The sequence below is a fragment of the Streptomyces sp. DI166 genome, from assembly GCF_900091315.1.
Lineage (GTDB): Bacteria > Actinomycetota > Actinomycetes > Streptomycetales > Streptomycetaceae > Streptomyces > Streptomyces fuscus.
The window spans coordinates 36,240-61,576 of record NZ_FLSP01000049.1 but is presented as its reverse complement, the minus strand read 5'-3'; the positions used below and the strand labels follow the sequence as shown (position 1 = coordinate 61,576).

Here is a 25,337-nt window from a genome sequence, read left to right as displayed (position 1 = left end):
GCCGAGCAGCAGGGCGCGCCAGGAGAGCGCGCGGTGCGGGGCGTGGGCGGCGACGGCGGCCGCCAGCACCAGCCAGGCCACCGCCACCCGGCCACAGACGGCGGGCAGTTCGTCCAGCACACCGGTGGTGGGCCGGGGCGGCCGCGGGCGCAGCAGCAGCGAGGCCGTGACCAGCCCGGCGATCAGCAGCGGGCGGGCCCCGGTGGCCACCGGGGCGGCGAGCAGGGCGGCGGCCGTGTCGGCGGTGAGCAGCGGCACGGGGGAGACGGGCCGCGGGCGCGGTCTTCTGCGGACCGGGTAGCGGAAGCCGGGCGCGGCACCGCGCGGCGGCATGACGGAGACGGGCGGGAAACCGTGATCCCGTGGCTGCCCGACGGGCATGGGGACGGTGCTGTCGGCGGTCACGAGTGGATGGACTCCCTGTACTCGGTGGGCACGGGGCGCGCCAGCAGGTCGCGGTAGACCTCGGTGACGGCCCCGGCGGTGTGCCGCACGTCGTGCGTGGACAGGACGTGCCGACGGCCCTGGTGGCCGAGGGACTCCCGCAGCAGCGGATCGCGCAGCAGCTCGGTCATGGCGGCGGCGAGCCGGGCCGGGTCGCGCGGCGGCACCAGGCAGTGCGGGGCGAGGGAGGGCGGCAGGCTCTCGCGGGCGCCGTCCACCTCGGTCACCACCACCGGACGCCCGCACGCCATCGCCTCCAGCGGGGCGAGCGCCATGCCCTCCCAGCGCGAGGGCAGTACGACCAGGTCGGCGGCCTGGTACCAGGGGGCGGCGTCGGTGACGGCGCCCGCGAACAGCACCGAGCGCGGCGCCCTGGCGCGCAGCGCGCCACCGTCGGGACCGTCACCGACCAGCACCAGCCGGGCGCCGGGCACCTGTTCCGCCACCGCGGCCCAGGCCCGCAGCAGGACGTCCTGGCCCTTCTGGCGGCACAGCCGTCCCACGCACACCACCAGCGGGGCCCCGGGCTCGACCTCCGGCAGCAAACCGGCGCGCACGGTGCCGACGGGGGCGGGGTGGAAGCGCTCGGGGTCGACGCCGTTGGGGATCACCGTGTACCGGCCTCGGATCCCGGCGCGTACCCCGGTCACCCGCTCCGCCTCGCTGACGCACACCACCCGCGAGGCCCAACGCGCGGCCCGCCGCTCCCAGTTGAGTGCGAAGGCGGCCGTGGCCCCGTCGACCGCCTCGAACGACCAGGCGTGCGGCTGGAACACGGTCGGGATCCGCCCGCGCAGCGCCAGCCGCCCGGCCAGACCGGCCTTGGCGCTGTGCGCGTGCACCAGATCGGGCCGTACGTCCTCCACCAGCCGGGTGAGCAGCCGTACCTCCCGAACGAGTGTCGGGCCCGGCGCACGGGTCGCGGGCCAGGCGCGTACGTCGGCGCCGAGCGCCCCCAGCGCGGTGCTCAGGGCACTGTCCGGGCAGGCCACGGTGACGTGCAGTCCGGCCGCGAGCTGGGCCCGCGCCAGATCGGTCACGACCCGGGCCACGCCGCCGTCGACGGGCTGGGTCAGATGCAGGACCCGAGGCGGGGGGTCGTTGGCTGACAGGTGCATTGCGCGGTTTCCTCGCTCACGGGTGTCGCTCTGCGTCCCGCTGGGAAACGAGCCGGAAGGACAACTGGTCACCACCGGTTCGCGGCGCCTTGTCCTGTTCGAACACTTCTCGGTCGGCGGCGCGGGCCTCGGTGTGCGCGGGCGTGTGCTCCCCGGGAGCCGCCCATGCGGGACTCGGTGCTGGGTGAAGGTGTGATTTACGGGCAATAGGCGTGCGTCGGGAGGTCCGCAACTCTAGTCGGCATCCGTATGAATCCGCCGAAACCGGGCAAGTGTGTCGGATCGGTGAGTGCGGGCCCGTCGGCAGATCACTCCTTTGGCGGCACAACCCCCGTGCGCGTCGCGCGTTGACACAGCGCCGGGCATCCCCGCCCGGGTGTTTGTGTCAATCCCAAGGAGCACCTCTCCATGTCGCGTATCGCGAAGGGCCTGGTTCTTACGTCCGCTGCCGCTGCGGCTGTCGCGGGCGGCGCCGGTATCGCTGCCGCCGACGCCGGCGCGGGCGGCGGCGCCGCCCACTCCCCGGGCGTCCTGTCGGGCAACGTCGTCCAGGTCCCGGTCCACGTTCCGGTCAACGTCTGCGGCAACACGGTCAACGTCATCGGGCTGCTGAACCCGGCGTTCGGCAACACCTGCGTCAACGACTGACGTCAGCGCGAGACCCGCTACCGGCCGCTCTTCCGTGGAACCGCCACGGAGGGGCGGCCGGTGCGTGTACCCCCGAACGGGGGACTGCGGGGGCGTGTCGGTCGTAAGGCCTTGCTGCGCCTCTCACCAGGCACGATGCAGCCCGCACCGCAGGCTTCCGGTAACGGTGTGCACTCGAACGGTTGCAGTGCGTGAGGAACGTTCGCACGGTGGAGGCAAGTCCCACGCACCACCGAAAGGAACACCCCATGCGTGCCCTGCCCGCACGGCGTATAGCGGTTTCCGCACTCAGCGCCACCCTTCTGCTCGGAATCGCCGGGCCGGCCGCCTCGGCCGTCGACGACTCCGCCCGTGAGCGCACCCACGCGGTGTCCGCTGCGCCCGTCCCCGGCGCGGACGCGCTGCTCGCCCAGACCAAGTCCCTGGGCGACCTCGGCGGTGTGCTCACCCCGGTCACCGACCTGCTGAACGCCGTACTCAAGGCCGACAACGGCCAACTGTCCGCGGCGGAGGCCGAGAAGCTCGGCCAGGCGGTGAAGGACGCCATCGCCAAGGCGACGGCGGCGGCGCCGGTCACACCTCCGGTGTCGACTCCGGAGCTCCCCACGACTCCGCAGCTCCCCACGACTGCGACGCTGCCCGTCGCCAATGGCGACAACAAGTCCGCGCAGCTCCCCGCCGACCTCGTCGCCGACGCCCTGGCCGGCCTCCAGAAGGAGGTCGATGCCCTGCTGGCGGCTGCGGTCAAGGGTGACCTGGTCAAGGTCACCGGCGCCGTCTCCGCCGTGCTGACCAGCCTGGTCAACGTGGTCGCCGCGACCCTGCTCGGCGCCGGGCTGCCCGCCCCGACCCTGCCCGGCCTGCCCCAGCTGCCGAGCCTGCCGAACCTGCCGGGCGCACCGGAACTGCCGAGCACGCCCGAACTGCCGGTCGGCGGCGGCCTGCTGCCGTAGGCACCGTCCCCGCACAGCCGTTGTGCCGACCCGCCCGGTCGGCACAACGGCTATTTCATATGAGGAAGCAGGTCCGGGGTTTCCGCTTCCGAACAAGGTCGTTAGGCACGGCAGTTGCCTAGGAAAGGAACACGATGAAGTCCCTTAAGGCCGCAGCTGTCGTCGCCGGTTCCCTGGTCGTCGCCGGAGCAGCCGCCCCCGCGTTCGCCGCGCACAGCCCCGCCGACCTCACGCCGACCAGCCTCAACGGCGCCGTGAACACGCTCGCCAGCGGCAACTTCACGGCGGACGACGCGCTGCCGCTCCAGCACCAGTCGCAGGCGCTCGACACCGAGAACAAGGACTCCGTGCTCAACACCGTCAACGGCGTCACGACCGCGCTGAACCAGGGCGGCGGACTGCTCGGCGGGCTGCCGCTCCCGAGCTGACAACTCCTGTGCTTCGAGGGCCGGTTCTGTGCCGTACGGAACCGGCCCCAGGTGTTTCGACGGGGTGATGTCGGCCGGGCTGTTCGAGGGCGCCGTAACCCTTTCGTGTGGACAGGGCCCGGGGCGTCGCCCGGTCGGGTGAGCGGGGCCCCGGGGGCCGTCCGGGGCGTCGATAAGGTCGCGCGGTGACCTCAACCTCAAGCGAAAACCGCGCCTTCAGCGCCGCCGAACTCGGCACGCTCGTCGTGATGGCCTGGAGCGGCGAGGCGCCCGACGGTGACATGCCGTACCTGCTCGCCTACACCCTCGGCGACGGCACCGCGGGCCCCGAGGGCTCGACCCGGGCGGTCGAAGCGCTCCTGGAGAACAACGGACTGCCGGTCGGCGGTGAACTCGTCGACGGGGCGACCAAGCCCAGCCTCCCGGTCAGCCTGCTCGTCGAGTCCGGCCACGCCGTCGTCAGCATGACCGGCTTCAACGCCCAGTGCGCCCCGCCCCCGGAGTGGCTGGCCGCCGTCGGTGAACGCGGCTTCGCCTACTTCGTGTTCACCACCCGCCCCTGGCCCGAGGCCGAGCCCGGCAAGCCGGTCGACCCGCAGGCGCTGGCCGACTTCGCCGGGGCCACCGAGACCCTGGACGCCGCCGCCCACGTCGTACTGCCGGCCCGCAGCCTGCGCGGCTGATGACCACGGCCGCGGGACGGCCCGAACGGCGGTCCGTGGGCGCCGGGTGGGGCTTCGCCCTGCTGCTGGTGCTCACCGGCGCCGCCGGGCTGCTGGCCTCCTGGGTCATCACCCTCGACAAGTTCAAGCTGCTGGAGGACCCGGACTTCACCCCGGGATGCAGCCTGAACCCGGTGGTGTCCTGCGGCAGCGTGATGGAGAGCGATCAGGCCGAGGCCTTCGGGTTCCCCAACCCGATGCTGGGCCTGGTCGCCTACGGCATCGTCATCTGCGTAGGAGTCGGCCTGCTGGCCGGGGCGGCCTTCCCACGCTGGTACTGGCTCTGCTTCTGGGCGGGCTGCCTGTTCGGCGTCGGGTTCGTGTCCTGGCTGCAGTTCGAGTCGCTGTACCGGATCAGCGCCCTGTGCCTGTGGTGCTGTCTGGCGTGGATCGCCACCGTCATCCTCTTCTGGTACGTCACCTCCCTGCTCGTCACCCGGCAGCTGGTGCCCGCGCCGGGCTGGGCGGTGACCTTGTTCGCCGAGTTCACCTGGGTGCTGCCGGTACTGCACCTCGGCATCGTCGGAATGCTGATCCTGACCCGTTGGTGGGACTTCTGGACGAGCTGACGAGCTGACCGGATGTAGGTCGTACTACTGCGGCACTCGGGGGAATTTGTGCGCTGGTCGTGATCCCGGAGTCGTTGTGCGGAGCGGATGCCGATCCACCGAACGAACCCCTGGAAGGGACCGTAGCCGAAATGAAGTCGACCACCCGAGGAACCCTTGTCGCCGTAGTCACCGGCGTGGCCGCCGCGGTCGCCGGCGCCGCACCCGCCGCCGCGGTCGGCACGGTTCCCGTCCCGGTGCCGCTGGACGGCGTGGAGAAGTCCCTCAACATGGAGCTGCCGAGGATCGCCGGCGAGCTGCCGGTGCCCATGCCGGGCGCCCCCGAGGGCCCGCGGTACGTCGAGGGCCGGCTCATCCCCGAGCGGGTCCTGCCGCAGCTCCCGGTCACCGGCGGGCTGCCCGGCCTCGACGTGCGCAGCCCGCTGCCGCACCTCCTCGGCGACGACTTCGACCACGTCGGCGTGGACGCCCCCGCCTCCGACCTGCGCACCCTGGCGCCCGGCCTGACCCTGGACGCCCCGCTCACCCCGCCGAACCCGGACAACTTCGGCCTGCCCGACCCCAAGCTGCCGCAGGTGGGGCTGCTGGCCCCGGTCCTGCAGACGGTGACCGGCGCGGACGTGGCGGCGGGGCCGGGTCTGTAGGTCGTTCGTTGTCATCTACAGGTCATTCGTGGTCAACGGCCGTGGGCCCGGGGCGTTCGACGCCGGCCGGGCCCTTCGGCTGTCCGGGGCACGGGCGGTGACCCGAAGCCGGGCCCGGGGGTTACCGCTACGACAAACCAACCTGATGAGGAGCACACGATGGTCGTAGGCGTCGGTGGCGTGGCCGTGGGGGCGGAGCCGGGCGCGCGGGGGGCGAGACCCGTGGCGGCGCGCGGTGGACGGCGGGACCTGCTGCGCGGGCTGCTCGCCGCGGCCGGGGCGGTGGCGCTGGCCCCCGTGGTGGCCGCCTCCCGCCCCTCGTCCGAAGTCCGGGGCGGGGACGCACCCGGCGAACTGGCCTTCGACGAGACCTATCGCGGCCGGCACATCCGCGGCATCCACCACACGGGCGCCCCGGTCGGCGCCGCGCAGTGGCACGTCACCGTCGACGGCGTACGTCTGCATCTGATGCGCCGGGCCGACGGCACCTGGCTCAGCATGGTCGACCACTACCGCTCCTACGCCACCCCGCTGGACGCCGCCCGGGCCGCGGTGGACGAACTGGGGCCGGGACAGCGGCTGCGGGACAGCGGAACGGACACGGGGGACCACCATGGCGTACACGCGTAAGGACGTCACCAAGCTGACCCGCACCGAGCGGCGGCGGCTGGTGAACGCGTTCCTGGAGATCAAACGGAGCGGCGAGTACGACGAGTTCGTACGCACGCACATCGACCACTACGTCTCCGACGGCGAGGGCGGACTGCGTACGGCCCACATGACGCCCTCCTTCCTGCCCTGGCACCGGCAGTTCCTGCTGGAGCTGGAGCGGGCGCTGCGCCGGGTGGACTCCTCGGTGACGCTGCCGTACTGGGACTGGACGAAGGACCGCAAGGCCGGGGCGGCGCCGTGGACGGAGGATCTGCTGGGCGGCAACGGGCGTATCACGGACCGGCAGGTGATGACCGGGCCGTTCGCCTACTCCTCGGGCAACTGGACGATCCGGGAGAGCATGACGGACGCCCTCTTCCTCCGTCGGGACCTCGGCCGGCGGCGCGACCCGATCGAGCTGCCGACCAGGAGCGACCTGGAGTGGGCGATGTCGGACCCGGTCTACGACAGCTCGCCGTGGGACTCCACGTCCCGCAAGGGCTTCCGCAACAAGCTGGAGGGCTGGGGCGCCGGGCGCGGTCCGGTGGCCTGGCGCAACCACAACCGGGTGCACCGCTGGGTGGGCGGGGACATGGTGGGCGGCGCGTCCGTCAACGACCCGGTGTTCTGGCTGCACCACGCCTTCGTCGACCTGTGCTGGACGCGGTGGCAGAAGCGGCACCGGAACCACCGCTACCTCCCGGCGAAACCGCCGGGGATCGGTGACGAGCAGCGGGGCCGGATCGTGGCGCGGCACCAGAAGCTGCCGCCGTGGGACGTGACACCGGATCAGCTGGAGGACGTGAGCCGGATCTACCGCTACGCGTAGTTCTCGGACTTCACATGTTTCCCATGGTTCGCATGGGGAGAGCCCCGGCGCTCAGGGTGCCGGGGCTCTCGTGCGTCACGTCCGGTTGGGGAAGGCGCGGACGGGACGGAAGGGCGTCGTGGAGACGGGGAACGGTCTCAGTCGCCGTAGCCGCCGTTGCCGTGACCGCCGTGTCCGCGGTCGTGGTCGCCGTTGTTGACGCAGGTGTTGCCGAAGGCCGGGTTCAGCAGGGCGATCACGTCGACGGTGTTCCCGCACAGGTTGACGGGAACGTTGACCGGGACCTGGATGAGGTTGCCCGAGGCGACGCCGGGCGAGTGGGCGGCCTTGCCGTCTGCGCCCGCGTCCGCCAGGGCCATACCGGCCCCGCCGACCACCATGGCACCGGTACCGACGGCGACAGCGGCTGCCTTCGCGATGCGAGACATCACGTTCTCCTTTGACTCGGTGAGCTCGGCGGCGGCAGTTGGCGCCGCCGCACTTCCCGTTCAACGCCGCTGATCGCGGAGGGTAACGGGTGTTACGGCAGTTGCCGTACGGGTGAGCCCGCGAGGTAGGCACGGATGTTCTCGACGGCCTGGCCGTAGTAGGTGCGGTAGTTGTCCTGGGAGACGTACCCGAGGTGGGGAGTGGCCAGGAGCCGGGGAGCGGTCCGCATCGGGTGATCGGCGGGCAGCGGCTCGATGTCGAAGACGTCGACTCCGGCACCGGCGATCCGGCCCGCGCGCAGGGCGTCGAGGAGGGCGTCCTGGTCGACGATGGCGGAGCGGGAGGTGTTGACGAGGTAGGCGGTCGGCTTGAGCAGCCCGAACTCCCGGGCCCCGATCAGCCCGCGGGTCCGGTCACTGAGCGCGAGGTGAATGGAGACAAAGTCACTGCCCGCGAGCAGGTCCTCCTTCGAACCGGCCCGCTCCACCCCCACCTCGGCCGCCCGTTCCTCGCTGAGGTTCTGACTCCAGGCACTGACCCGCATCCCGAAGGCGAGCCCGACCTGGGCGACCCGGCTGCCGATCTTCCCGAGCCCGAGCAGCCCCAGCCGGCGCCCGTGCAGATCGGCCCCGACTGTGGACTGCCAGGGCCCGCCGGAACGCAGGGAGTCGCTCTCCCGCACAATCCCCCGGGCCAGTCCCAGCAACAGCGCCCAGGTCAGTTCGACGGGCGGGGTGGAGGAGCTGGCGGTACCGCAGACGGTGACCCCGTGGGCCTCGGCGGCGGCGTAGTCGATGACGCTGTTGCGCATACCGGAGGCGATGAGCAGCCGCAGCCGGGGGGAGCCGGGCGAAGACAGCGGCGGGAAAGGGCACGCGCTCGCGCAGGGTCACGACGATGTCGAACCCGGCGAGCGCGGCGACCAGGGCGTCCTCACTGTCGAAGTGCGCTGCGAAGGACACCACTTCGACGTCCTCGGCGATCGGCGACCAGTCGGCGAGCGTGGTCGCGACCTGCTGAAAGTCGTCGAGGACGGCGCAGCGGAGGGGCACGGGGGATCCTTTCGTGGGCTGTGGGCTGTGGGCTGTGGGCTGTGGGCTGTGGGCTGTGGGCTGAGGGCTGGGGGTTTGAGGGTTGGGGGCTGGGGCGTGCCGACTCTACGGGGGCCTCGCCCGGAGGGTTCTATCCGCTCAGGCCCACGACGCACCACCCGCGCCGTTCCCCTTCGGCCAGGACGTGCCCCCAGCCCGTCAGCAGGCTCGCGAACTCGTCGTAGGTGGTGATCCAGCCGGTGTCCGGGAACGATGCCCGGCCGAACGGCTCCCGCACCCGGTGGAGTTGAGGACGCACGCGCTCCCAGACCGCGGCCAGCTCCCGTACGCGCTCCGGTGACCGTGCGAGCAGTACGCCGGGGCTGGGCTCCCCGAACAGGTCCGCATCGGTGCAGCGGTCCTCCGGCCCGAGGAGCCCGTCCAGCAACGCGTCCAGATCGTCCCGCAGCGGAGGGTCCACCTGCTCCCGTACCTCGTCCCACCGCTCCCCGGCCCAGAAGTGCGGTTTGTAGGAGCCGAGGGTGCCGGGAAACTCGTACAGCGCGAAGCGGTCGCTGTTCGCCCCCTCGGGCCACACCCACCCCTCCTCGACGCAAGGCGCGTCGATACCCCACAGGCCGGTGTCGTCCGCGAGCAGGGTGGCGCGGAGGTGCGAGAGGCGCTTCTGCGGAGGAAACGGGGTGAACGGGGAGGGATCGGCGATGATCACGGTTATGTCGAGGCCCATGATGGGGGAGGGTAGCGAGGGGACACGACCGGGCCCCGAATGCCGGAGACCGGGTGTGCCCCCCGGAGTGAGCGGACCGGAGTGTTCAATTCGTGATCAGCGTGCTCGTTGTGGAGGACATGCAGGTGGTGAGGGCCGGACTGGTGGCTCTCCTCGACGGCGAGTTCGGCATCGAGGCCGCGGGCCAGGCGACCGACGCGGTGGAGGCTCTGCGGCTCGCCGAACGCCTCCGGCCGGATGTCGCACTGCTCGACATCGATCTGCCGGGCATGGACGGGCTGGCGCTGGCACGGGAGCTGCCGCGGCGGGTGCCGGACTGCCGCACCGTGATGCTCACGGCCCTGGACAGGCCGGGCCACGTCCGTCGCGCCCTGGACGCGGGCGCGTCGGGCTATCTGCTGAAGAGCGTCTCGCCCCGCGTGCTGGCGGAGGCGGTGCGGACGGCGGTCGCCGGAGGGCGGGTGATCGAGCCGCCCGAGCTGGCCGAGGAACTGGGCTCGCCGAGTCCTCTGACGCCGGCCGAGGCCGAGATGCTCCGGATGGCCGCGGGCGGGGCGGACGCCAGGGCCATCGCGGCGGAACTGTTCTTCAGTGTGGGCACGGTGCGCAACCGGCTGTCCGCCGCGGTGGGCAAGCTACACGCACGCACTCTCGTGGACGCGGTCCGTATCGCCGAGCGCCACGGGTGGATCTAGCGGAAGCTCGGCGGTCAGTACGAAGTGCCCACCGCTGACCTCCGTACGCAGGACGCCGCTCAGGGCCAGGGTGCGCAGCCTCAGGCTCTCCAGACCACTGCCCGTCCGGGTCTCCCGCACCGCGGAGCGCAGGCCGTCGTTGTCGACGGACAGCCGGATCGTGCTGTCCGAAGCCGTCACCTCGATCTCGCACCGGGTCGCTTGGCTGTGCTGGACGACATTGCTGACGGCCTCCCGCAGCACGGCGCTCAGGCAGCCGCTCACCGCTCCGGGGAGGGTCAGCTGCGGCGGCAGAGTGGTGCGGCTGACCACGCCGGCGCTGGACAGCAGGCGCTGGGCGTGGGCGAGTTCCGAGTGGAGCTGGGAGGACTCGCGCGCACTGGTGATGCTGCGCACCTCGCTGTGGGACCGCCGGGCGAGCGAGGCGATCTCGCTTAGCGCCTCGTACGCGGGGGTGGAGCGCGGGGTGCGGCGCAGGGCGCTCTCGCTCTGCACGGCTATGGACACCAGTGAGGAGCCGATCAGGTCGTGCAGATTCCGGGCGATGCGGGTGCGCTCGCGGTACTCGGCGAGGCGCGCGGCCTGGGCCTGCGAGGCCTGGAGGCGGGCGGCCAGGAGGGAGAGGTGCACCACCGCGTACACGGCGCTCCCCGTGATCAGCGTGGACGCGAGCACGCTCATGCTGCTGCGGTTCGCCTCCACCAGGCTGCTGTGCACCAGCGCGGGACCGCTGGCGACGACGGCGAGCGCGATCACCACGGAGGCCGGGCGGGGCACGGTGAGCAGGACGGCGCCGGCCAGGAAGCCCAGCAGGCTCAGCCAGCGGTGCTCGAAGACGAGGACCGGCAGATAGGTGAGCAGTGTCTGGAGGCCCAGCAGCACCCAGCGCCACCGGTAGGGAAGACGGTAGGGCGGTGGCGCGTACTGCCCCAGCAGCACGGCCGGGAGAAGGAGCAGCAGGATGATCCCGGTGATCAGCGTTCTTCTGCTCAGGGGTTGAGCCAGGACATCCGCGGCCACCAGCGTGAGCGAGCCGACGACCAGGAGGGCGACGGTGGCGAACGCGACCTTGTTCGCGGTGGTCAGGTATGCCCGGCGAAACACTGTTCTCCTTTCTCAGGTCTGTCCCGTGTGCGGGCAGACTTCCCCCACTACATGAGCATTCAGAGAGGCGGCAGGTTGCTTCGGAGACCGATGAAGATCTCACTTTTTTGATGATCTTGAGCGTGATCGGATCGGGCGCCCGTATGTTCTGAACTCTTCAAGGGATGCCTGTTCGATGAACCACGACGTACCCCCGCCGCGGGACTGGGAGGGCTGTGAACCGGTCCTCCAACGCCACAGACGGGGTCTGTCACAGATCGCTGTGGTCGCCGCCATGCTGCTTGTCTCGGAGGCCGCGCTCCTGGTCGGCGACACGGGTGAGGCCGTGGCGCGCAACCTTTCCGGGCAGCGGCAGCAGCCGGAGGCCGCCGCGCCGAAGAAGCCCGGCGTCCGCGAGGCCGAGGACATCCCCTCGGCCCGAGTCGCTGCCCGGCTGTCCGGTCACCGTGTGGAGGCGCTGAGCGAACGCACCGAGACCTCGACGACCTGGGTGAACAAGGACGGCAGTCTGACCACGGAGATGGCCGCGGGGCCGGTCCGGTTCCAGGAGGACGGCCGGTGGACCGACGTCGATGTCGAGCTCCGCGAGGTCGCGGGCGGGGTCGAGCCCAAGGCCCATCCGGGCGGGCTGCGTCTCGCGGGCAAGTCGGGAACCCCGGCGAAGTCCCTGCGGGCGGCGCGCGAGGCGAAGGCCACCGATCTGGTCACCCTCGGCGAGGGTGACCGGCAGATCACGCTCCAGTGGAAGGGTGGGCTGCCGAAGCCGAAGCTGGACGGCACGCGCGCCGAGTACGTCAACGCGGTGCCCGGCGCGGACGTGGTCGTGGAGGCCACGCGTACCGGTTTCGAGCAGTTCGTCGAGATCAAGCAGCGTCCCGACACGGAGGGCTACTCCTACACGCTGCCGCTGAAGGCCAAGGGTCTGAAGGTCAAGCAGCTCAAGGACGGCAGCCTGCTCTTCACGGACAAGAAGAGCAAGAAGCGGGCCGTGATGCCGGCGCCGGTCATGTGGGACGCGACGGTCGACAAACGGTCGGGCGAGCACACCAACCGGGCCAAGGTCGGCCTGAAGGTCGTAAAGAATCGTTCCTCCGTCGACCTGGTCATCACCCCGGACGCGAAGTTCCTGGCGGCCCCGGACACCCAGTACCCGGTGACCGTCGACCCGTCCACCTCGTCACTGTCGAACGTCTTCGACACCTACGTGCAGCAGGGCGAGACGGTCGACTGGTCCGCCGACACCGAGCTGGACCTCGGCAACCCCGGCACCACGAACTCCAACGGCACCCCGCGCACGGCCCGCTCCTTCATCTCCTGGAACACCACGCCCATCCAGGACGCGCTGGTCCTCGACGCCAAGCTGTCGCTGTGGAACTTCCACTCGGGCAACACCGACTGCAAGGCCTACCCGTGGGAGGTGTGGTCGACCGGCGCCGCCTCGACCTCGTCGCGCTGGACCTCGCAGCCGGCCTGGACGGCGAAGAAGGCCACCTCCACCGAGACCAAGGGCAACCCCGGCTGCACCTCGCAGCCGGACGGCTGGATCAACGCCAACGTCACCACGCTGGTGCAGGAGTGGGCCTCCGCCAAGGCCGCCCGCGGACACATGGGCCTGCGCGCCTCCAGCGAGACCGTGGTCGCCCAGTGGAAGCGGGTCAACTCCGCCAACGCGGCCTCCAACCCGCCGAAGCTGGTGGTGAAGTACAACTACCGGCCGCGCACCGGCACCAAGCAGGAGGCCGGCCCGCCGTACTTCTCCCACAGCGGCTCCTACGTGGTCAACACCACGACGCCCACGCTGCGGGACACCTTCGTCGACGCCGACGGTGACAAGGTCAACGGCACCTTCCAGATCTACGACAGCGCCACCGACAAGCAGGTCGGTGACGTCCTCGTCTCGAAGTACGTGCCCTCCGGGCAGGTCGCCTCGGTGACCGTGCCGTCGGGGGTGCTGGCCAACGGCAAGACGTACAAGTTCCGTACCTCGCCGTACGACGGGACCCACTACAACAACGGCTGGTCGGCCTGGAAGACCTTCACCGTCGACACCAAGGCCCCGTCCGCCCCGGCGAAGATCGTCTCCACGGACTACCCGTCCGACAAGTGGGTCAGGGGTGCGGGCCAGGCCGGCACCTTCACCGTCACCCCGCCCGGCTCCGACCACAACTGGCTGGAGTGGTCCCTGGACGGCGTGACCTGGACCAAGGTCACCACCGGCGGCTCCACCGCCGACAAGGCCATCTCCGTCGCCCCGCCGAAGGACGGCACGCACACCCTTCAGGTGCGGGCCGTGGACAAGGCGGACAACAAGTCCGAGGCCATCGAGTACACCTTCCACGCCGGACCCGGCGGCTTCGTACAGCCCTCCGACGGGGAGCGCACCGCACGCCGACTGCCGCTGGTCGCCGAGGCCGACCCCGGCAAGTACGACAAGGTCTCCTTCTCCTGGCGCCGCTCCGAGGCCGACGACTGGGCCAGGATCCCGGCCGGGGACGTCACCTTGGGCGGCGACCCGGTCGATGCCTGGCCGGTCCCCCTCACCAACGGCAAGAACAGCCCCCTGGTGTGGAACGCCGCCGAGACCGTCGACCCCGACGGCACCGTGCAGATCAAGGCCGACTTCACCGGCCCCGGCGGCGCCTCCGGCAGCACCGAGCCGCTGACCGCGGTCGTCGACCGCAACGCCGAAGGCGCGGCGAGCGACGAGGTCGGGCCGGGCAGCGTGAACCTGCTGACCGGTGACTACACGCTGTCGGCCACCGACGCCTCCGCGTTCGACCTGTCCGTCTCCCGCACCGCGTCCTCGCGCGTCCCGGACAAGGGCGCCAAGCAGGAGGGCCAGGCGCCGATCTTCGGCAAGGAGTGGGTCGCCGGCACCGCCGCCGAGATGACGGACTCGGACTTCAGCCACATCCGCAGGATCTCCGACACCGCTGTCGCCGTCGTCGACGCCGAGGGCGAGGAGACCCACTTCACGGCGAACGCGGCCAAGACGGCGTGGGTGCCCGAGCCGGGCTCGGAGGACCTGACCCTCAAGGGCAGCGTGAGCGGCAGCTTCACGCTCTCCGACACCGAGGGCACGGTCACCGAGTTCACCAAGCCCGACGCGGCCGCCCCCACCTGGCAGGTCTCCAGCACCCTGCTGGACGGGCTGTCGAACACCACGACCACCGTGGTCTCCGAGACGGTGACGGTGGACGGCAAGAAGCTGGCCCGCCCCAAGCGGATCATCGCGCCCACGTCGGCCGCGACCGCCGCCGCCTGCACCTCGGACCCCGCCACGAAGGGCTGCCGGGTGCTGGAGTTCGGGTACGCGACCTCCACCACGGCCACCGCGGACGCCTTCGGTGATGTCAGCGGCCAGGTGAAGGAGGTCCGCCTGTGGGCCACCGAGCCCGGCGCGTCCGCGGCCACCTCGAAGACCGTGCAGGTGTACCGGTACGACAACGACGGCCGGCTGCGCCAGGTCTGGAACCCGCAGATCAGCCCCGCCCTGAAGACCGAGTACGCCTACGACGGCGCGGGCCGGGTCACGAAGTTCACCCCGGCCGGTGAACTGCCCTGGACCTTCACCTACGGCAAGGCGGGAGGCGCCGCCACCGCCGGCGACGGGATGCTGCTCGGGGCGTCCCGGCCCGGACTGAAGCGGGGCACCACCGACGTCCAGGAGGGCACGGCCGCCACCGGCGTCGTCTACGACGTCCCGCTGACCGGCACCAGCGCCCCGTACAAGATGGGCGCCGCCGATGTGCGGGCCTGGGGCCAGCTCGACGCCCCGACCGACGCCACCGCCGTCCTTCCGGCCGACGCGGTCCCGGCGTCCCACTCCGGCGACGCGCTGTCGGCGGCCGACTACAGGCGGGCCCAGGTGCACTACCTCGGGGTGTCCGGCCGCGAGGTCAACTCCGCCACCCCCGGCGGGCACATCACCACCACCGAGTACGACCGGTTCGGCAACACGGTCCGTGAGCTGACCGCCGCCAACCGCGCCGTCGCCCTCGGTCTGACCGACGCCGACAAGGACACCCAGGCCGACCTCGGCATCACCCGGCTCACCGCCGCCGAGCGGGCCGACCTGCTGGCCACACGCTCCGTCTACAACGACACCGGCACCCGTGAGCTGGAGGAGTTCGGGCCGCTGCGCCGCATCGACCTGACCGCCGACCTGAAGCAGGGCTCCACCACCCTCGTGCCCTCCGGCACTTCGGTCACCGCCCGCAGCTGGAAGGTCAACCAGTACGACGCCGGCCGGCCGACCGACGGCACCGCCAAGGTCAAGGACCAGGTCACCAGGAGCACGGTCGGTGCCCAGGTGCGTGAGCACCCCTCCGTCCACGGCGAGACCCGAGTGACCCAGACGGTCTACGACTGGGCCAAGGGCCAGCCTGCGCAGACCATTCAGGACCCCGGCGGTCTGGCCATCACGACCAAGACCGAGTACGACGCGCAGGGCCGCATCGTCAAGCAGCTCCTGCCCGGCGCCAACGGCTCCGACGCGGGCACGCGCGTGACGACCTACTGGTCCGCGACGGGCTCCGGCCCGTGCGCCGGGCGTCCCGAGTGGGCCGACCTGGTCTGCTCGGTCACGGCGGGCGGCGCGATCACCGGCGGCGGCTCCAACCCGACCGGGCTGCCCACGACCGTCACCGAGTACGACTGGTGGGGCAACCCGAACAAGGTCACCGAGACCGCCAACGGCGTGACCCGGACCACCACCACCTCGTACGACGACGCGGGCCGGCAGACCAAGGTCGCCGTCACCGGCGGCGTCGGCCCCGCGGTCCCCGCGTCGACCACCGAGTACGACCCGGCCAACGGCCAGGCGGTGAGGACCACCTCGCCCACCGGCGGCACCATCACCAAGGTGTTCGACAAGCTCGGTCGGCAGGTCTCCTACACCGACGCCGACGGTGGCACCACCACGACCGAGTACGACCTGCTGAACCGCCCGGTCAAGGTCACGGACACCGTCCCGTCGACCGTCACCTACACCTACGACCACACGGCCGAACCGCGCGGTCTGGCGACCAGTACCACCGACTCGGTGGCCGGTACCTTCAGGGCCACCTACGACGCGGACGGCTCGGTCGCCACCGAGAAGCTGCCCGGCGGCTACACCCTCACCCTCACCGAGGACACCACCGGGTCCGCCGTCGAGCGCACCTACCGGCGCGACAGCGACGGCACGATCGTCTACTCCGACACCGTGACCGAGTCCGTCCACGGGCAGGTCGCGAGCCACGCGGGCTGGTCGGACCAGACGTACCGCTACGACGCGATCGGGCGCCTGACCACCGTCGAGGACACCTCCGAGACGGTGTGCACCCGCCGTTCGTACACCTTCGACGCGCGCACCAACCGCAAGTCCCTGACCACCGCGGCCGGCACTCCGGGTGCCGACTGCCCGACCGGGGGAGGCACCACCACCAACCACACCTACGACAGCGCCGACCGGATCGTCGACTCCGGCTACACCTACGACGCCTTCGGCCGCACCACCGCGGTTCCGGGGCAGGGCACGGTCGGCTACTACGCCAACGACCTGGCGTACCAGCAGACCGCCGGCGGCAAGCGCCAGACCTGGCAGCTGGACTCCGCCCTGCGCTTCCGCTCCTGGACGGTCGAGACCGGCAGCGGCAGCAACTGGACGCAGACCGCGTCCAAGCTGAACCACTACGACAGCGACGGCGACAACCCGCGCTGGATCGTGGAGAACACCGCCACCGGCGCGCTCACCCGCAACGTGGACTCCGCGTCCGGTGATCTCGCCGCGACCACCACGAAGACCGGCGACACGGTGCTGCACCTGTCCAACATCCACGGCGACGTGGCCCTCCAGCTCCCGCTGGACACCGCCAAGGCTCCCGTCGCGCTCGACACGGACGAGTACGGCAACCAGCGGGTGAGCGGGACGGCGGCCCGGTACGGCTGGCTCGGCGCCAAGCAGCGGTCCAGTGAAACAGCGGCGGGCCTCACCCTGATGGGCGTGCGCCTGTACAACCCGGCCACGGGCCGCTTCCTTTCGACGGACCCGGTCTACGGTGGCAGCGCGAACGCCTACGACTACGTCTACGCGGACCCGCTGAACGCCTACGACCTCGACGGCAGGTGGAGCTGGCGCAAGGCCTGGCGCAAGACCAAGAGTTGGGTCAAGCGTCACCGAGTGGGACTGGCCGCGGGCGCGGCCGGCATCGGTTGCGGGCTGGTGTCCATGGGGGCGGCGGGAGCCGCCTGCGCTGTGGCCGCCGGAATGATCGCGGGCGGAGCAGCCAAGAAGCTGGGCAACCGCAAGGCTTCCTGGGGCTCGGTCGGCCGTGCGGCGATCTACGGCGGCGGAGTGGCCTCCCTCGGCTGGGGGCTCAGCGCCGGAGTCCGTTACGGTGCGGGCCGGGCACTGGTCCGCTGGCGACCGCGCGGTGGAAAGCACACCAAGCAGCGGATCTCACACCGTAAGTCACGGTCATGGCGCTGGTGACCGCCTTCTGAAGTAACGGCCTACGCGCTTAGGGCCGGCCGCCCGTTCCGGGCGGCCGGCCCTGGGACAGGAAGAGGAATGTCAAATCAAGCAAAGCGCACCTCACGGGCGATGTTCTGGTTGGGTGTGACCGTATTCGTGCTGGGAGCCGTGGCGTCCGCCCTGTACGGGCACCGGGACGGCGAGCGGCTGTTCCTCTGCTCCGCCGTGGTTCTCGCGATCGCCTGGCTGATAGAGCGCAGGTCCGATGGCTGACCAGGTTGGATCGCTGCGCAGGGCGTACAGGGTGGCTGATCGGCTTCTGGGGGGTGAGCAACTCCCCGGCAGAACACAGCGCTTCGCCGCCCGGCACCCGCTGGTCATCGGTCTGCTCGCGGGCTTCAGCGCGGTGCTGTTCGGCCTTCTGATTGCCGAGGACGACGGGGGAGCGGCCACGGTGGTGGGCGTTCTCCTCTTCGGAGTCACAGCGGGAGGAGTCTTCACCGCGACCAGTTATGCAGAACGGAGACGTCAGGCAAGGCTGAAGAAAACGCGGTGACGGGTCCATCGGCATCCCGGACTGCGGAGAGCAAGGGTGCGGTACAGAAATCGAGTCGTCTTCGGGGCGGCATGGGTCGGCGTGGTCACTCAGCCCGTCGCCGTGGTCTACGCCCTGCTCACCATGGAGGCCGAGGGGGACGGGCTGGTGAACGCGGCGGCGTTGCTGTCCATGGCCTCGCTCTTCGCATGGCTCTTCGTCAGGATCGGGGTGCAGCCGTCGATCAGCACCGGTGAGGGGTTCCTCAGTGTCCACAACCCGCTGTACTCGTACCGGGCGCGGCTCAGCGACGTCCAGTTCGTCGCGCGGGGCGGGGCGTTCGGTCTGCGGGTCGAGGGCATCGGCGCCGAGCACCCGTGGGTCCTGTCCAAGTCCGTGTTCGACGGTCGGCGTGCCCGTTCGGCCAGGAAGGAACTGCGGGAACTCATCGGCGGGGCCGTGGTGGCGCCGACCGAGCAGCCGGGGCCGTCCGCGCGCCGCTGGATCCGCTGGGGGCGATTGATCTTCTGCTCCTGCCGCCGCTCGCTTTCACCGTCTGGAACGTCGTTGACGTTCTGGCGGGCAACTAAAGGACAAGGACACGTGATCCACTACAGGAATCGAGCCGTATACGTCGCCTCCATGGCTCTGACCCTCGCCATGCTGGTGACTGCCGTCTACTTCCTCTTCCTCGACTCGGGTGCGCCGAGCGGTGCCTGGGACGTGGTTCTCGCGCTCGCCGTGCCCTGTGCCGTGGTGTGGGTCCTCGTTCGTACGGGGCTGACGCCGTACGTGGAGTGGGGAGCGGGGCGGGTCACCGTCTGCAATCCCTTCGTCGTGTACTCCGCGCCGCTGTCGGAAGTCCGGTTGTTGGGCAGGGCGGAGAAGGGCGGGGCCTTCGACGTCGCCGGAGTGGGACAGGTCAGTCCCTGGGCGCTCACGCGGTCGGTGTTCGACGGCAGGCGGGCCAACGAGGCACGCCGTGAGCTGAGACATGCCGTCCTGCGCGCGCACGAGACGGAGCAGGGCGTGGACCCCGGCGTCACCCGGCGGGTGCGGGCCGGGTGGTACGACGTGCTGCTGCTTCCGTTCCTCGCCGCCTGCGTGTGGGCCTTCCTGCCCTGACCCGCTGCGGCGGCGGCCGGTACGGGAAGCCCGTCAGTCCTGCCCCGTCCCCCGTTCCGCTGCCGGAAGATCAGCAGCGCCCCGCCGATCACGACCAGGCCGATGGCCGTGCCCGCGATGACCGGGGTGGCGTTGGAGCTGCCCGTCGCGGCGAGGTTGGTGTCGCGGGACGTGCCGCCGACCGTGGCCGGGCTGGGTTCCGAGAGGGTCTGGGTCGTGGTGTTGTCGGCCTCCGCCGCCTGGGTCAGGCAGTCGAGGATGCCGGTGAACCGCTTGGAGAAGCCGGGGCCCTCGATGGTGAAGTCGTAGACCTGGTCCTCCTGGAGCGGGATCGTGACCGTCCGGGTCTCACCCGGGTCGATCGTGTACTCCGTGTCCAGGAGCGAGAAGGTGAAGCTCTCGTCGCCCTCGTTGACGGCCGTGATGTCCACGCCGCCCTTGGCGCAGTTCTCCTCCGCCGACAGCGCCGGCACCGCTCCCGTCCTCGCCCACGTCGCGCTCGCCTTCGCGGACACGGTGGACTCGCTGGAGCCCGCCAGGATCTGCGTCTGGCTGCGGGTGTCGGAGGTGAAGGCGCGCCCGACCGGCACGGTCGTCGAGCCCTGCACCACCAGCTCTGCGGTGCCGTCCGGCGCGTCCTCCGGCACGTCGAACCAGACCTGCCCGCCGTCCGACGTGGCCGTGACCGGCGTGCCCTTCTCGTCGACGATCCGCACTCCGCTCATCGCCGACGGCGGCGTCACGGTCACCGTGCCGGCGTCGGTACGCACCGTCACCGGTCCGAGCAGCTCACCGGGGCGCCCGGCGAGAGCGGGCGGGTCGAGAGTCAGGGACGCCGCCGGCTCGGGCAGGTTCCGCGCGCTCTTCTCCAGGTAGTCGGCGAGCTGTTCCGCCTGCGGGTCCACCGCGTCGACGTCCGCGCCGTCGGAGTACCGCCACACGGCCACCTGCGTGCCCGCCGCCGCGTCCTCCTCGGTGAGCCCTCCGCGTACGCCCGCCTTCCGGGCCAGCTCCGCCAGGTCGTTCACCTGCGGGTAGGAGTTCTGCAGGATCCAACGGATCTTGCCGGCGTTCTCGTTGGCCCCCAGCGAGGTCCCGCTCCACGCCGTCTCGTGGTACTTGGCGCCCTTCTGCGTGGGGTTGAACAGGTCGACGCAGTACGTCTGCAGCGTTCCGCCGCCCTCGACGGACATCTCGAACAGGCCCGCCGAGATCTCCTGGTCCCCGGCCTCGTCGTGAATGACCGCGGCGCCGTACGTCTTCAGTCCGCCTATCGTCGCCTGCGCCCCGCCCTCGCTCCGCGTCGCGCCGTCCGCCCGGGCCGTACCGGCACCGGCCAGCACCGCACCGGCACCGAGCAGGCCGGATGCCAGCGTCGCGGCGGCGATTCGGGCCGCCCCTCGGCCGCGTCCGGTCGACGCGGAGAAAGAAGAAAGCACGGAATTCCCCTCCTAGCAGGACCCGTTGGTGTGGGGGGAACGGTCCCACCAGCAGAACTACAAGCCACGAGAGCCTTGTTCGGCATCCTAAGGAGCAGGTGCACCGCGCCCCCCGGAGATCACAGGACATATGCGATCCGACTCGGAATCGTTATCGCGGAGACGCCTGCGAACTGGGCTTATCGACAAATCCACCCACAATGTGCGGTGTGTGACGCTCAATAAGCCGCAGTTCAGGCAATAACGCGCCAATGCGTGACGTTACGTCACCACCACCGGCTCCGGCGCCTGTTCGGCCGGCTCCCGTGTCTCCCACTCCGGCTCCGGCCGCCTCGGCAGTCCGCTCACCGCCGGTTCCGGCCGGCCTGGGCGGCGGAAGACGGACGTACCGCGCGCGAGGTCGTGCCCGATCGCCACCGCCTCGATGTCGGCCGAGGTCCAGGTCTGCTGCTCGCGCACCTCCGAACGGACCTTCAGCCTGCCCTGCACCAGCACCGGGTCACCCACCGTCAGCGACGCCGCCGCGTTCGTCGCGAGCTGCCGATTGGCCCACACCGTGAAGAAGTTGGTGTGGCCGTCGGTCCACTCGTTCTTCTCCCGGTCCAGATAGCGCGCGGTCACCGCCAGCCGGAACCGTGCCGACGGCCCCGTCGCCGCCTCCCGGTACACCGGCTGCGTCGCCACATTCCCCACCACGGAAATGGTCGTCTCGTTCATCGTCCGCCTCCCGTCAGAACGCCGGACGGGCCCGTCCCGTACGGCTGCTGCGTCTGCTTCGAGAGCCAGACTGCCGCCGTCGGAACGAGCCCGCCGCGCCCTGTGGACCGGTGCCGGGGCTGTGGACAACCCCGCCACCCGAACGAGGAGTTCCGCCTCCGCGTGGAACCAGGGCCCAGGGTCAGGCCCCCACCCCCATGACCTTCCCGTACTGCTCCCGCACCTCCCGGTACCGCAGCAGCTCCGCCGCCACCGGATCCAGGACCCGCGCCCGCCCGCACCCGGCCGCCGCCTCCCGCAACCGCCGTTCCGCGTCCATCCCGTACCGCCGCGCAGGCCCCCGCGCCGCCATCCGGCACCCCCACTCCACGAGCGGCCCGCCCACGATCCCGGCCACCATCAACAGCACCGGCACACCCAGGTTCGGCGACATCACCCCCACGATCTGCGCCACCAGCCACAGCCCGCCGACGACTTGAAGCAGCGTCATCGAGGCCTGCACCAGTACCGCCGCGGGCCACCACCCCGGCCGCGGCGGACGCCCCGGCGGCAGCCCCGCCCGCGCCGCCAGCTCGTCCAGCGCCTCGGGCAGCCCCTGCGAGCCCCGTACGGCCGCCTCCCGCACCGCCTGCGCCCACGGCGCCGGCAGCCCGGCACAGGCCCGCTCGGCCACCGTACGCACCGCCTGCTCCACCCGCTGCCGGGCGGTGGCCTCCTCGTCCGCCTGGGCGCGCAACGGGAGCCGTCCCGTGGGCGGTTCGAGCCGGTCCTGGTACCATCGCCACAGCCGCAGCCAGGGCGTGCCGCAGGCACGGTTGGCGTTGCGCAGCCAGGCGCGCTCGGCGGCCTCCCCGGCCGCGGTGGCGCCGACGGCGTCCGCGAGCCGGTCGGCGAACTCCTCGCGGGCCGCCTCGCTGAGCCCGGTGCGCCCGGAGGAGGCGTAGACGGGCCGCAGTTCCCACCCGGCGGCGTCCACATCGGCGGAGATCCGGCGCGCCGCGGCCCCGCGCTCGGCCACGAACTGGCCGAGGGACTCCCGCAGTTCGCCGACCCCGTCGCCGGTGAGCGCGGACAGGGCGAGGACGGTCGCGCCGGGTTCACCGTACTCGCCGAGCGCGATGCCGTCCTCGTCGAGCAGCCGCCGCAGATCGTCGAGGACCTGTTCGGCGGCCTCCCCGGGGAGCCGGTCGACCTGGTTGAGGACGACGAACATGATCTCCGCGTGCCCCGCCATGGGCCGCAGGTACCGCTCGTGCAGCACGGCGTCCGCGTACTTCTCCGGGTCCACGACCCAGACGACCGCGTCCACCAGGGCCAGTACCCGGTCCACCTGCTCGCGGTGCTGCACGGCCGCGGAGTCGTGGTCGGGGAGGTCGACGAGGACCAGTCCGCGCAGCTGTCCGTCCGGGTCGGCGTGCTGGGCGGGGCGGCGGCGCAGCCGGGGCGGAATGCCCAGCCGGTCGATGAGCGGGGCGGCGCCGTCGCTCCAACTGCACGCGATGGGCGCGGAGGTGGTGGGCCGCCGTACGCCCGTCTCGGAGATGGTCAGCCCGGCCAGCGCGTTGAACAGCTGCGACTTGCCGCTGCCGGTGGCGCCCGCGATGGCGACCACGGTGTGCTGCCCGGAGAGCCTGCGCCGCGCGGCGGCCTCGTCGAGCACCCGTCCGGCCTCGGCGAGGGTGCGGCTGTCGAGCCGGGTACGGGACAGCCCCACCAGCTCGCGCAGCGCGTCGAGCCGGGACCGCAGGGGGCCGTCGAACGCCAGGGTCGTCGGCGTCTGCGGTACGGAGGCCCGGCTCTCGACGGCGGAGACGGGCTGCTGCTCCTCGGCGGTGTCGTTCATACGCCGCGCGATGAGCCCGTCGTCCCAGACGCCGTCGTCCTCCTCCCGGCCCTCTTCCGTCTGCGCGGCCTCCTCCTCGGCACCGGCGCCGGACGCCTCCGGGACGCCGTCCTCGCCCTCGGCCGGTTCCGTGGCCCCCGGTTCGTGGTCCTGATCAGTGGCGGCGGTCACCGGTCACCTCTCCTTCTGCAGTACGGACAGCGCGGCGATGAGTTCGGCCTGCGGCTCGGGGTGGACGTCGAGCGCGTCCAGGGGCGCGAGGCGGCGCTCGCGTTCGGCGTGCACGGCGCGGTCGAGGTGCTCGGTGAGCAGCCGCCCGCCCCGGTCGCGCAGGCGCAGCGCGCCGTGGGCCCCGAGCCGCCCGGCGAGCCGTTCCCCCGCGGCACGCGCCCTACGGCCGCCCAGGAGCGCGGTGGCGACCAGTGCGGCGACCGCCTCGGGGTCGAGCGTCGCGCCCTTGTCCAGCTCGCGCACCTCGTCCTCGGCGCACTCCTCCAGCTCGCGCCGCCAGCGCCGTACGGCCAGACCGATGCGGTGCTCGACGCTCTCCGCGGTGGGGTCGCGGTCCCGCAGGGTCGGGGCGGCCGCCGCCGGTTCGCGGCGCCAGGACTCGTCGACGCGGTCGTCTGCGGCCGTGACGGCGCATACGAGGAGGGTGGTGAGGCTCTCCGAGAGGGCGTCGAGGAGCTCGCCGGCCGTGCAGTCGAGCGGGAAGGCGCGCCAGCGCTTGAGGGCGTCGCCCGCGAGGACCGCGCCGGACTGCAGACGGCTGCGCACGCGCGCGTGCTCGCTGTCGTACGCCGCCTCCACGGCCGCGGTCAGCCGGGTCGCGGCGGCGTACTGGGCGGCCGCGGCGCTCGCCAGCTCGGGCATGCGGGACTTGAGGGAGTCCAGGACGCCGTAGGCGGTACGGGCCATGACCTGGTGGCGGGCGGCGGAGTCCTGGGCCTGGTGGACGAGCCAGGTGCGCAGCGGCGCCACGGCGGTGGCGGGCAGCAGTCCGCCGCCCCAGGCCGACTCGGGCAGCTCGGGGACGGTGAAGCGGGGCACATGGCCGAGCCCGGCCTTGGTGAGCAGGGCGCCGTACTGCCGGGAGACCTCGGAGACGACCTGGTGGGGCACCCGGTCGAGGACGGTGACGAGGGTGACGTCGTACTCCTTGGCGGTGCGCAGCAGGTGCCAGGGGACGGCGTCGGCGTAGCGGGCGGCCGTGGTGACCATGATCCAGATGTCGGCGGCGCAGATCAGCTCGGCGGCGAGGACGCGGTTGTCGGCGACGAGGGAGTCGATGTCGGGGGCGTCGAGGAGGGCGAGCCCGCGCGGGAGCGACTCGGTGGTCTCGACGCGCAGCACGCGCGCGGGGTCCTCGCCGGGCAGCAGCATGTCGTCGCCGGGTTCCTGCTGGGGCACCCAGACACGGGTGAGATCGGGAAGGACCCTCATCCCACTGAACCAGTGATGGTCCTCCGGATGGCACACGAGCACCGGAGTCCGGGTCGTGGGCCGCAACACGCCCGCCTCACTGACCCGTCTGCCCACCAGCGAATTGACGAGCGTGGACTTGCCGGCGCCGGTGGATCCGCCCACAACGGCCAGCAATGGCGCTTCGGGATCCTTCAACCGGGGCACCAAGTAGTCGTCGAGCTGGGCGAGCAGTTCGTCGCGGTTGGCACGCGCGCGTGGCGCCCCCGCCAGGGGTAGCGGAAAGCGTGCGGCTGCGACACGGTCGCGCAGAGCGGAGAGTGCGTCGATCAGCTGGGGCCGTACGTCCAAGGTCACCACATGCGAAGAATGCCCAATTTTAGGGGAATTCTGAAGCATATGAGCATGTCTGCGCGCCGACGGAACAGAAGGGGCGGAAGGGACGACTGGGACACCGGCACAGTCCAGGCATAACGAGTGCACAACACCCGGTGCGCCAGACGTCAAAAGCGGTGCACGATTCGTACCTGCCTGCGATTATCAGGACCGCTTCACTGAACCTCCACATCGAGCCACGGAGGCGAAGCAACAGGGACACGGACCCGAGAGCCCTATCCTTGTCCCCGGCAACGTCAGGGATCAGCCCACACCCGGGCACCACGACAGAGGCCACCACACCGGCCCCCGTAGCTCAGTGGATAGAGCAGGCGCCTTCTAAGCGCTTGGCCGCAGGTTCGAGTCCTGCCGGGGGCGCCCAGTCTCCGCCCTCCTTCGGGAGGGCGTTTT

Annotated in this window: 20 protein-coding genes, 1 tRNA gene and 3 pseudogenes; 13 read left to right on the top strand and 11 right to left on the bottom strand. The window is 71.5% G+C overall.

Going from position 1 to position 25,337, the window contains the following annotated elements; all coding sequences use genetic code 11:
• Both GA0115233_RS23335 and GA0115233_RS23330 read right to left on the bottom strand, forming a co-directional pair.
• Nucleotides 1-405: pseudogene (locus GA0115233_RS23335) on the bottom strand (transferase); the annotation flags it as partial.
• Nucleotides 402-1,562 (bottom strand): glycosyltransferase family 4 protein, encoded by a 1,161-nt coding sequence (locus tag GA0115233_RS23330; protein WP_093722223.1) that lies wholly within the window; start codon nt 1,560-1,562, stop codon nt 402-404. The pseudogene GA0115233_RS23335 and the gene GA0115233_RS23330, both read right to left, overlap by 4 nt.
• A gap of 408 nt (nt 1,563-1,970) precedes the next feature.
• On the opposite strand from GA0115233_RS23330, the gene GA0115233_RS23325 reads away from it, so the two are divergent.
• The 8 genes from GA0115233_RS23325 (at nt 1,971) to GA0115233_RS23290 (ending at nt 7,006) form a co-directional block, all read left to right on the top strand.
• Entirely contained in the window at nt 1,971-2,210 is a 240-nt protein-coding gene (locus GA0115233_RS23325; protein WP_093722222.1) for a chaplin, read from the top strand.
• Nucleotides 2,211-2,458: 248 nt separating this feature from the next.
• On the top strand, nt 2,459-3,163 hold the full coding sequence (locus tag GA0115233_RS23320) for a hypothetical protein (RefSeq protein WP_093722221.1): 705 nt from the start codon (nt 2,459-2,461) through the stop codon (nt 3,161-3,163).
• A gap of 134 nt (nt 3,164-3,297) precedes the next feature.
• Complete coding sequence (locus GA0115233_RS23315; protein ID WP_093722220.1) at nt 3,298-3,591, top strand: hypothetical protein; 294 nt, start codon at nt 3,298-3,300, stop codon at nt 3,589-3,591.
• A gap of 185 nt (nt 3,592-3,776) precedes the next feature.
• Complete coding sequence (locus GA0115233_RS23310) at nt 3,777-4,274, top strand: DUF5949 family protein (RefSeq protein ID WP_093722219.1); 498 nt, start codon at nt 3,777-3,779, stop codon at nt 4,272-4,274.
• Complete coding sequence (locus GA0115233_RS23305; protein ID WP_093722218.1) at nt 4,274-4,882, top strand: vitamin K epoxide reductase family protein; 609 nt, start codon at nt 4,274-4,276, stop codon at nt 4,880-4,882. Before GA0115233_RS23310 ends, GA0115233_RS23305 begins: the two co-directional genes overlap by 1 nt.
• Before the next feature lie 131 nt (nt 4,883-5,013).
• Complete coding sequence (locus GA0115233_RS23300) at nt 5,014-5,526, top strand: hypothetical protein (RefSeq protein ID WP_093722217.1); 513 nt, start codon at nt 5,014-5,016, stop codon at nt 5,524-5,526.
• 159 nt (nt 5,527-5,685) lie between these two features.
• A complete protein-coding gene (locus tag GA0115233_RS23295) occupies nt 5,686-6,156 on the top strand; it encodes a tyrosinase family oxidase copper chaperone (protein WP_093722216.1) in 471 nt (156 codons plus the stop codon).
• Nucleotides 6,140-7,006 (top strand): tyrosinase family protein, encoded by an 867-nt coding sequence (locus tag GA0115233_RS23290; protein ID WP_093722215.1) that lies wholly within the window; start codon nt 6,140-6,142, stop codon nt 7,004-7,006. Before GA0115233_RS23295 ends, GA0115233_RS23290 begins: the two co-directional genes overlap by 17 nt.
• Before the next feature lie 137 nt (nt 7,007-7,143).
• Here GA0115233_RS23290 and GA0115233_RS23285 read toward each other — a convergent pair whose 3' ends face one another.
• The 3 genes and pseudogenes from GA0115233_RS23285 to GA0115233_RS23275 all read right to left on the bottom strand — a co-directional run bounded on the left by GA0115233_RS23285 (nt 7,144) and on the right by GA0115233_RS23275 (nt 9,214).
• On the bottom strand, nt 7,144-7,434 hold the full coding sequence (locus tag GA0115233_RS23285) for a chaplin (RefSeq protein ID WP_093722214.1): 291 nt from the start codon (nt 7,432-7,434) through the stop codon (nt 7,144-7,146).
• 92 nt (nt 7,435-7,526) lie between these two features.
• Nucleotides 7,527-8,487, bottom strand: a pseudogene (locus tag GA0115233_RS23280) (D-2-hydroxyacid dehydrogenase family protein).
• A 130-nt stretch (nt 8,488-8,617) separates the two neighbouring features.
• Nucleotides 8,618-9,214 carry a hypothetical protein gene (locus GA0115233_RS23275; protein WP_093722213.1) on the bottom strand — a complete coding sequence of 199 codons (597 nt, stop codon included), beginning with the start codon at nt 9,212-9,214 and terminating at the stop codon, nt 8,618-8,620.
• A gap of 92 nt (nt 9,215-9,306) precedes the next feature.
• Between GA0115233_RS23275 and GA0115233_RS23270 the strand changes: the two genes are divergently transcribed.
• Nucleotides 9,307-9,909, top strand: a complete 603-nt coding sequence (locus tag GA0115233_RS23270) for a response regulator transcription factor (protein ID WP_093722212.1) — start codon at nt 9,307-9,309, stop codon at nt 9,907-9,909.
• Here GA0115233_RS23270 and GA0115233_RS23265 read toward each other — a convergent pair.
• Nucleotides 9,850-11,013 (bottom strand): sensor histidine kinase, encoded by a 1,164-nt coding sequence (locus tag GA0115233_RS23265; protein WP_255310314.1) that lies wholly within the window; start codon nt 11,011-11,013, stop codon nt 9,850-9,852. The two genes, GA0115233_RS23270 and GA0115233_RS23265, sit on opposite strands and share 60 nt — an antisense overlap.
• A 274-nt stretch (nt 11,014-11,287) precedes the next feature.
• Between GA0115233_RS23265 and GA0115233_RS23260 the strand changes: the two genes are divergently transcribed.
• The 3 genes from GA0115233_RS23260 (at nt 11,288) to GA0115233_RS23255 (ending at nt 18,026) form a co-directional block, all read left to right on the top strand.
• The gene (locus GA0115233_RS23260; RefSeq protein ID WP_093722228.1) at nt 11,288-17,488 is read left to right on the top strand and encodes a DNRLRE domain-containing protein; all 6,201 of its coding nucleotides are present in this window, start codon (nt 11,288-11,290) and stop codon (nt 17,486-17,488) included.
• Nucleotides 17,489-17,566: 78 nt separating this feature from the next.
• Nucleotides 17,567-17,743: a hypothetical protein gene (locus tag GA0115233_RS41160; RefSeq protein WP_176711913.1), complete on the top strand. Its 177-nt coding sequence runs from the start codon at nt 17,567-17,569 to the stop codon at nt 17,741-17,743.
• On the top strand, nt 17,736-18,026 hold the full coding sequence (locus GA0115233_RS23255; RefSeq protein WP_093722211.1) for a hypothetical protein: 291 nt from the start codon (nt 17,736-17,738) through the stop codon (nt 18,024-18,026). Before GA0115233_RS41160 ends, GA0115233_RS23255 begins: the two co-directional genes overlap by 8 nt.
• 107 nt (nt 18,027-18,133) lie before the next feature.
• Here GA0115233_RS23255 and GA0115233_RS40685 read toward each other — a convergent pair whose 3' ends face one another.
• The 5 genes and pseudogenes from GA0115233_RS40685 to GA0115233_RS23235 all read right to left on the bottom strand — a co-directional run bounded on the left by GA0115233_RS40685 (nt 18,134) and on the right by GA0115233_RS23235 (nt 24,911).
• Complete coding sequence (locus tag GA0115233_RS40685) at nt 18,134-18,367, bottom strand: hypothetical protein (RefSeq protein ID WP_141689558.1); 234 nt, start codon at nt 18,365-18,367, stop codon at nt 18,134-18,136.
• Between the two features lie 819 nt (nt 18,368-19,186).
• Nucleotides 19,187-20,569: pseudogene (locus GA0115233_RS23250) on the bottom strand (Cys-Gln thioester bond-forming surface protein); the annotation flags it as partial.
• 261 nt (nt 20,570-20,830) lie between these two features.
• Nucleotides 20,831-21,286: a single-stranded DNA-binding protein gene (locus tag GA0115233_RS23245; protein WP_093722210.1), complete on the bottom strand. Its 456-nt coding sequence runs from the start codon at nt 21,284-21,286 to the stop codon at nt 20,831-20,833.
• A gap of 181 nt (nt 21,287-21,467) precedes the next feature.
• Nucleotides 21,468-23,300: a YfjP family GTPase gene (locus GA0115233_RS23240; RefSeq protein WP_093722209.1), complete on the bottom strand. Its 1,833-nt coding sequence runs from the start codon at nt 23,298-23,300 to the stop codon at nt 21,468-21,470.
• A 3-nt stretch (nt 23,301-23,303) separates the two neighbouring features.
• On the bottom strand, nt 23,304-24,911 hold the full coding sequence (locus GA0115233_RS23235; protein ID WP_093722208.1) for a dynamin family protein: 1,608 nt from the start codon (nt 24,909-24,911) through the stop codon (nt 23,304-23,306).
• A gap of 320 nt (nt 24,912-25,231) precedes the next feature.
• On the opposite strand from GA0115233_RS23235, the gene GA0115233_RS23230 reads away from it, so the two are divergent.
• Nucleotides 25,232-25,304, top strand: a tRNA-Arg gene (locus GA0115233_RS23230).
• The last annotated feature ends 33 nt before the right edge of the window (nt 25,305-25,337 follow it).

Coding starts and splice junctions, on each gene's coding strand:
- GA0115233_RS23330 (WP_093722223.1), bottom strand. CDS start 1,562: ATGCACCTGTCAGCCAACGACCCCCCGCCTCGGGTCCTGCATCTGACC.
- GA0115233_RS23325 (WP_093722222.1), top strand. CDS start 1,971: ATGTCGCGTATCGCGAAGGGCCTGGTTCTTACGTCCGCTGCCGCTGCG.
- GA0115233_RS23320 (WP_093722221.1), top strand. CDS start 2,459: ATGCGTGCCCTGCCCGCACGGCGTATAGCGGTTTCCGCACTCAGCGCC.
- GA0115233_RS23315 (WP_093722220.1), top strand. CDS start 3,298: ATGAAGTCCCTTAAGGCCGCAGCTGTCGTCGCCGGTTCCCTGGTCGTC.
- GA0115233_RS23305 (WP_093722218.1), top strand. CDS start 4,274: ATGACCACGGCCGCGGGACGGCCCGAACGGCGGTCCGTGGGCGCCGGG.
- GA0115233_RS23300 (WP_093722217.1), top strand. CDS start 5,014: ATGAAGTCGACCACCCGAGGAACCCTTGTCGCCGTAGTCACCGGCGTG.
- GA0115233_RS23295 (WP_093722216.1), top strand. CDS start 5,686: ATGGTCGTAGGCGTCGGTGGCGTGGCCGTGGGGGCGGAGCCGGGCGCG.
- GA0115233_RS23290 (WP_093722215.1), top strand. CDS start 6,140: ATGGCGTACACGCGTAAGGACGTCACCAAGCTGACCCGCACCGAGCGG.
- GA0115233_RS23285 (WP_093722214.1), bottom strand. CDS start 7,434: ATGTCTCGCATCGCGAAGGCAGCCGCTGTCGCCGTCGGTACCGGTGCC.
- GA0115233_RS23275 (WP_093722213.1), bottom strand. CDS start 9,214: ATGGGCCTCGACATAACCGTGATCATCGCCGATCCCTCCCCGTTCACC.
- GA0115233_RS23260 (WP_093722228.1), top strand. CDS start 11,288: ATGCTGCTTGTCTCGGAGGCCGCGCTCCTGGTCGGCGACACGGGTGAG.
- GA0115233_RS41160 (WP_176711913.1), top strand. CDS start 17,567: ATGTCAAATCAAGCAAAGCGCACCTCACGGGCGATGTTCTGGTTGGGT.
- GA0115233_RS23255 (WP_093722211.1), top strand. CDS start 17,736: ATGGCTGACCAGGTTGGATCGCTGCGCAGGGCGTACAGGGTGGCTGAT.
- GA0115233_RS40685 (WP_141689558.1), bottom strand. CDS start 18,367: ATGCCCTCGACCCGCAGACCGAACGCCCCGCCCCGCGCGACGAACTGG.
- GA0115233_RS23245 (WP_093722210.1), bottom strand. CDS start 21,286: ATGAACGAGACGACCATTTCCGTGGTGGGGAATGTGGCGACGCAGCCG.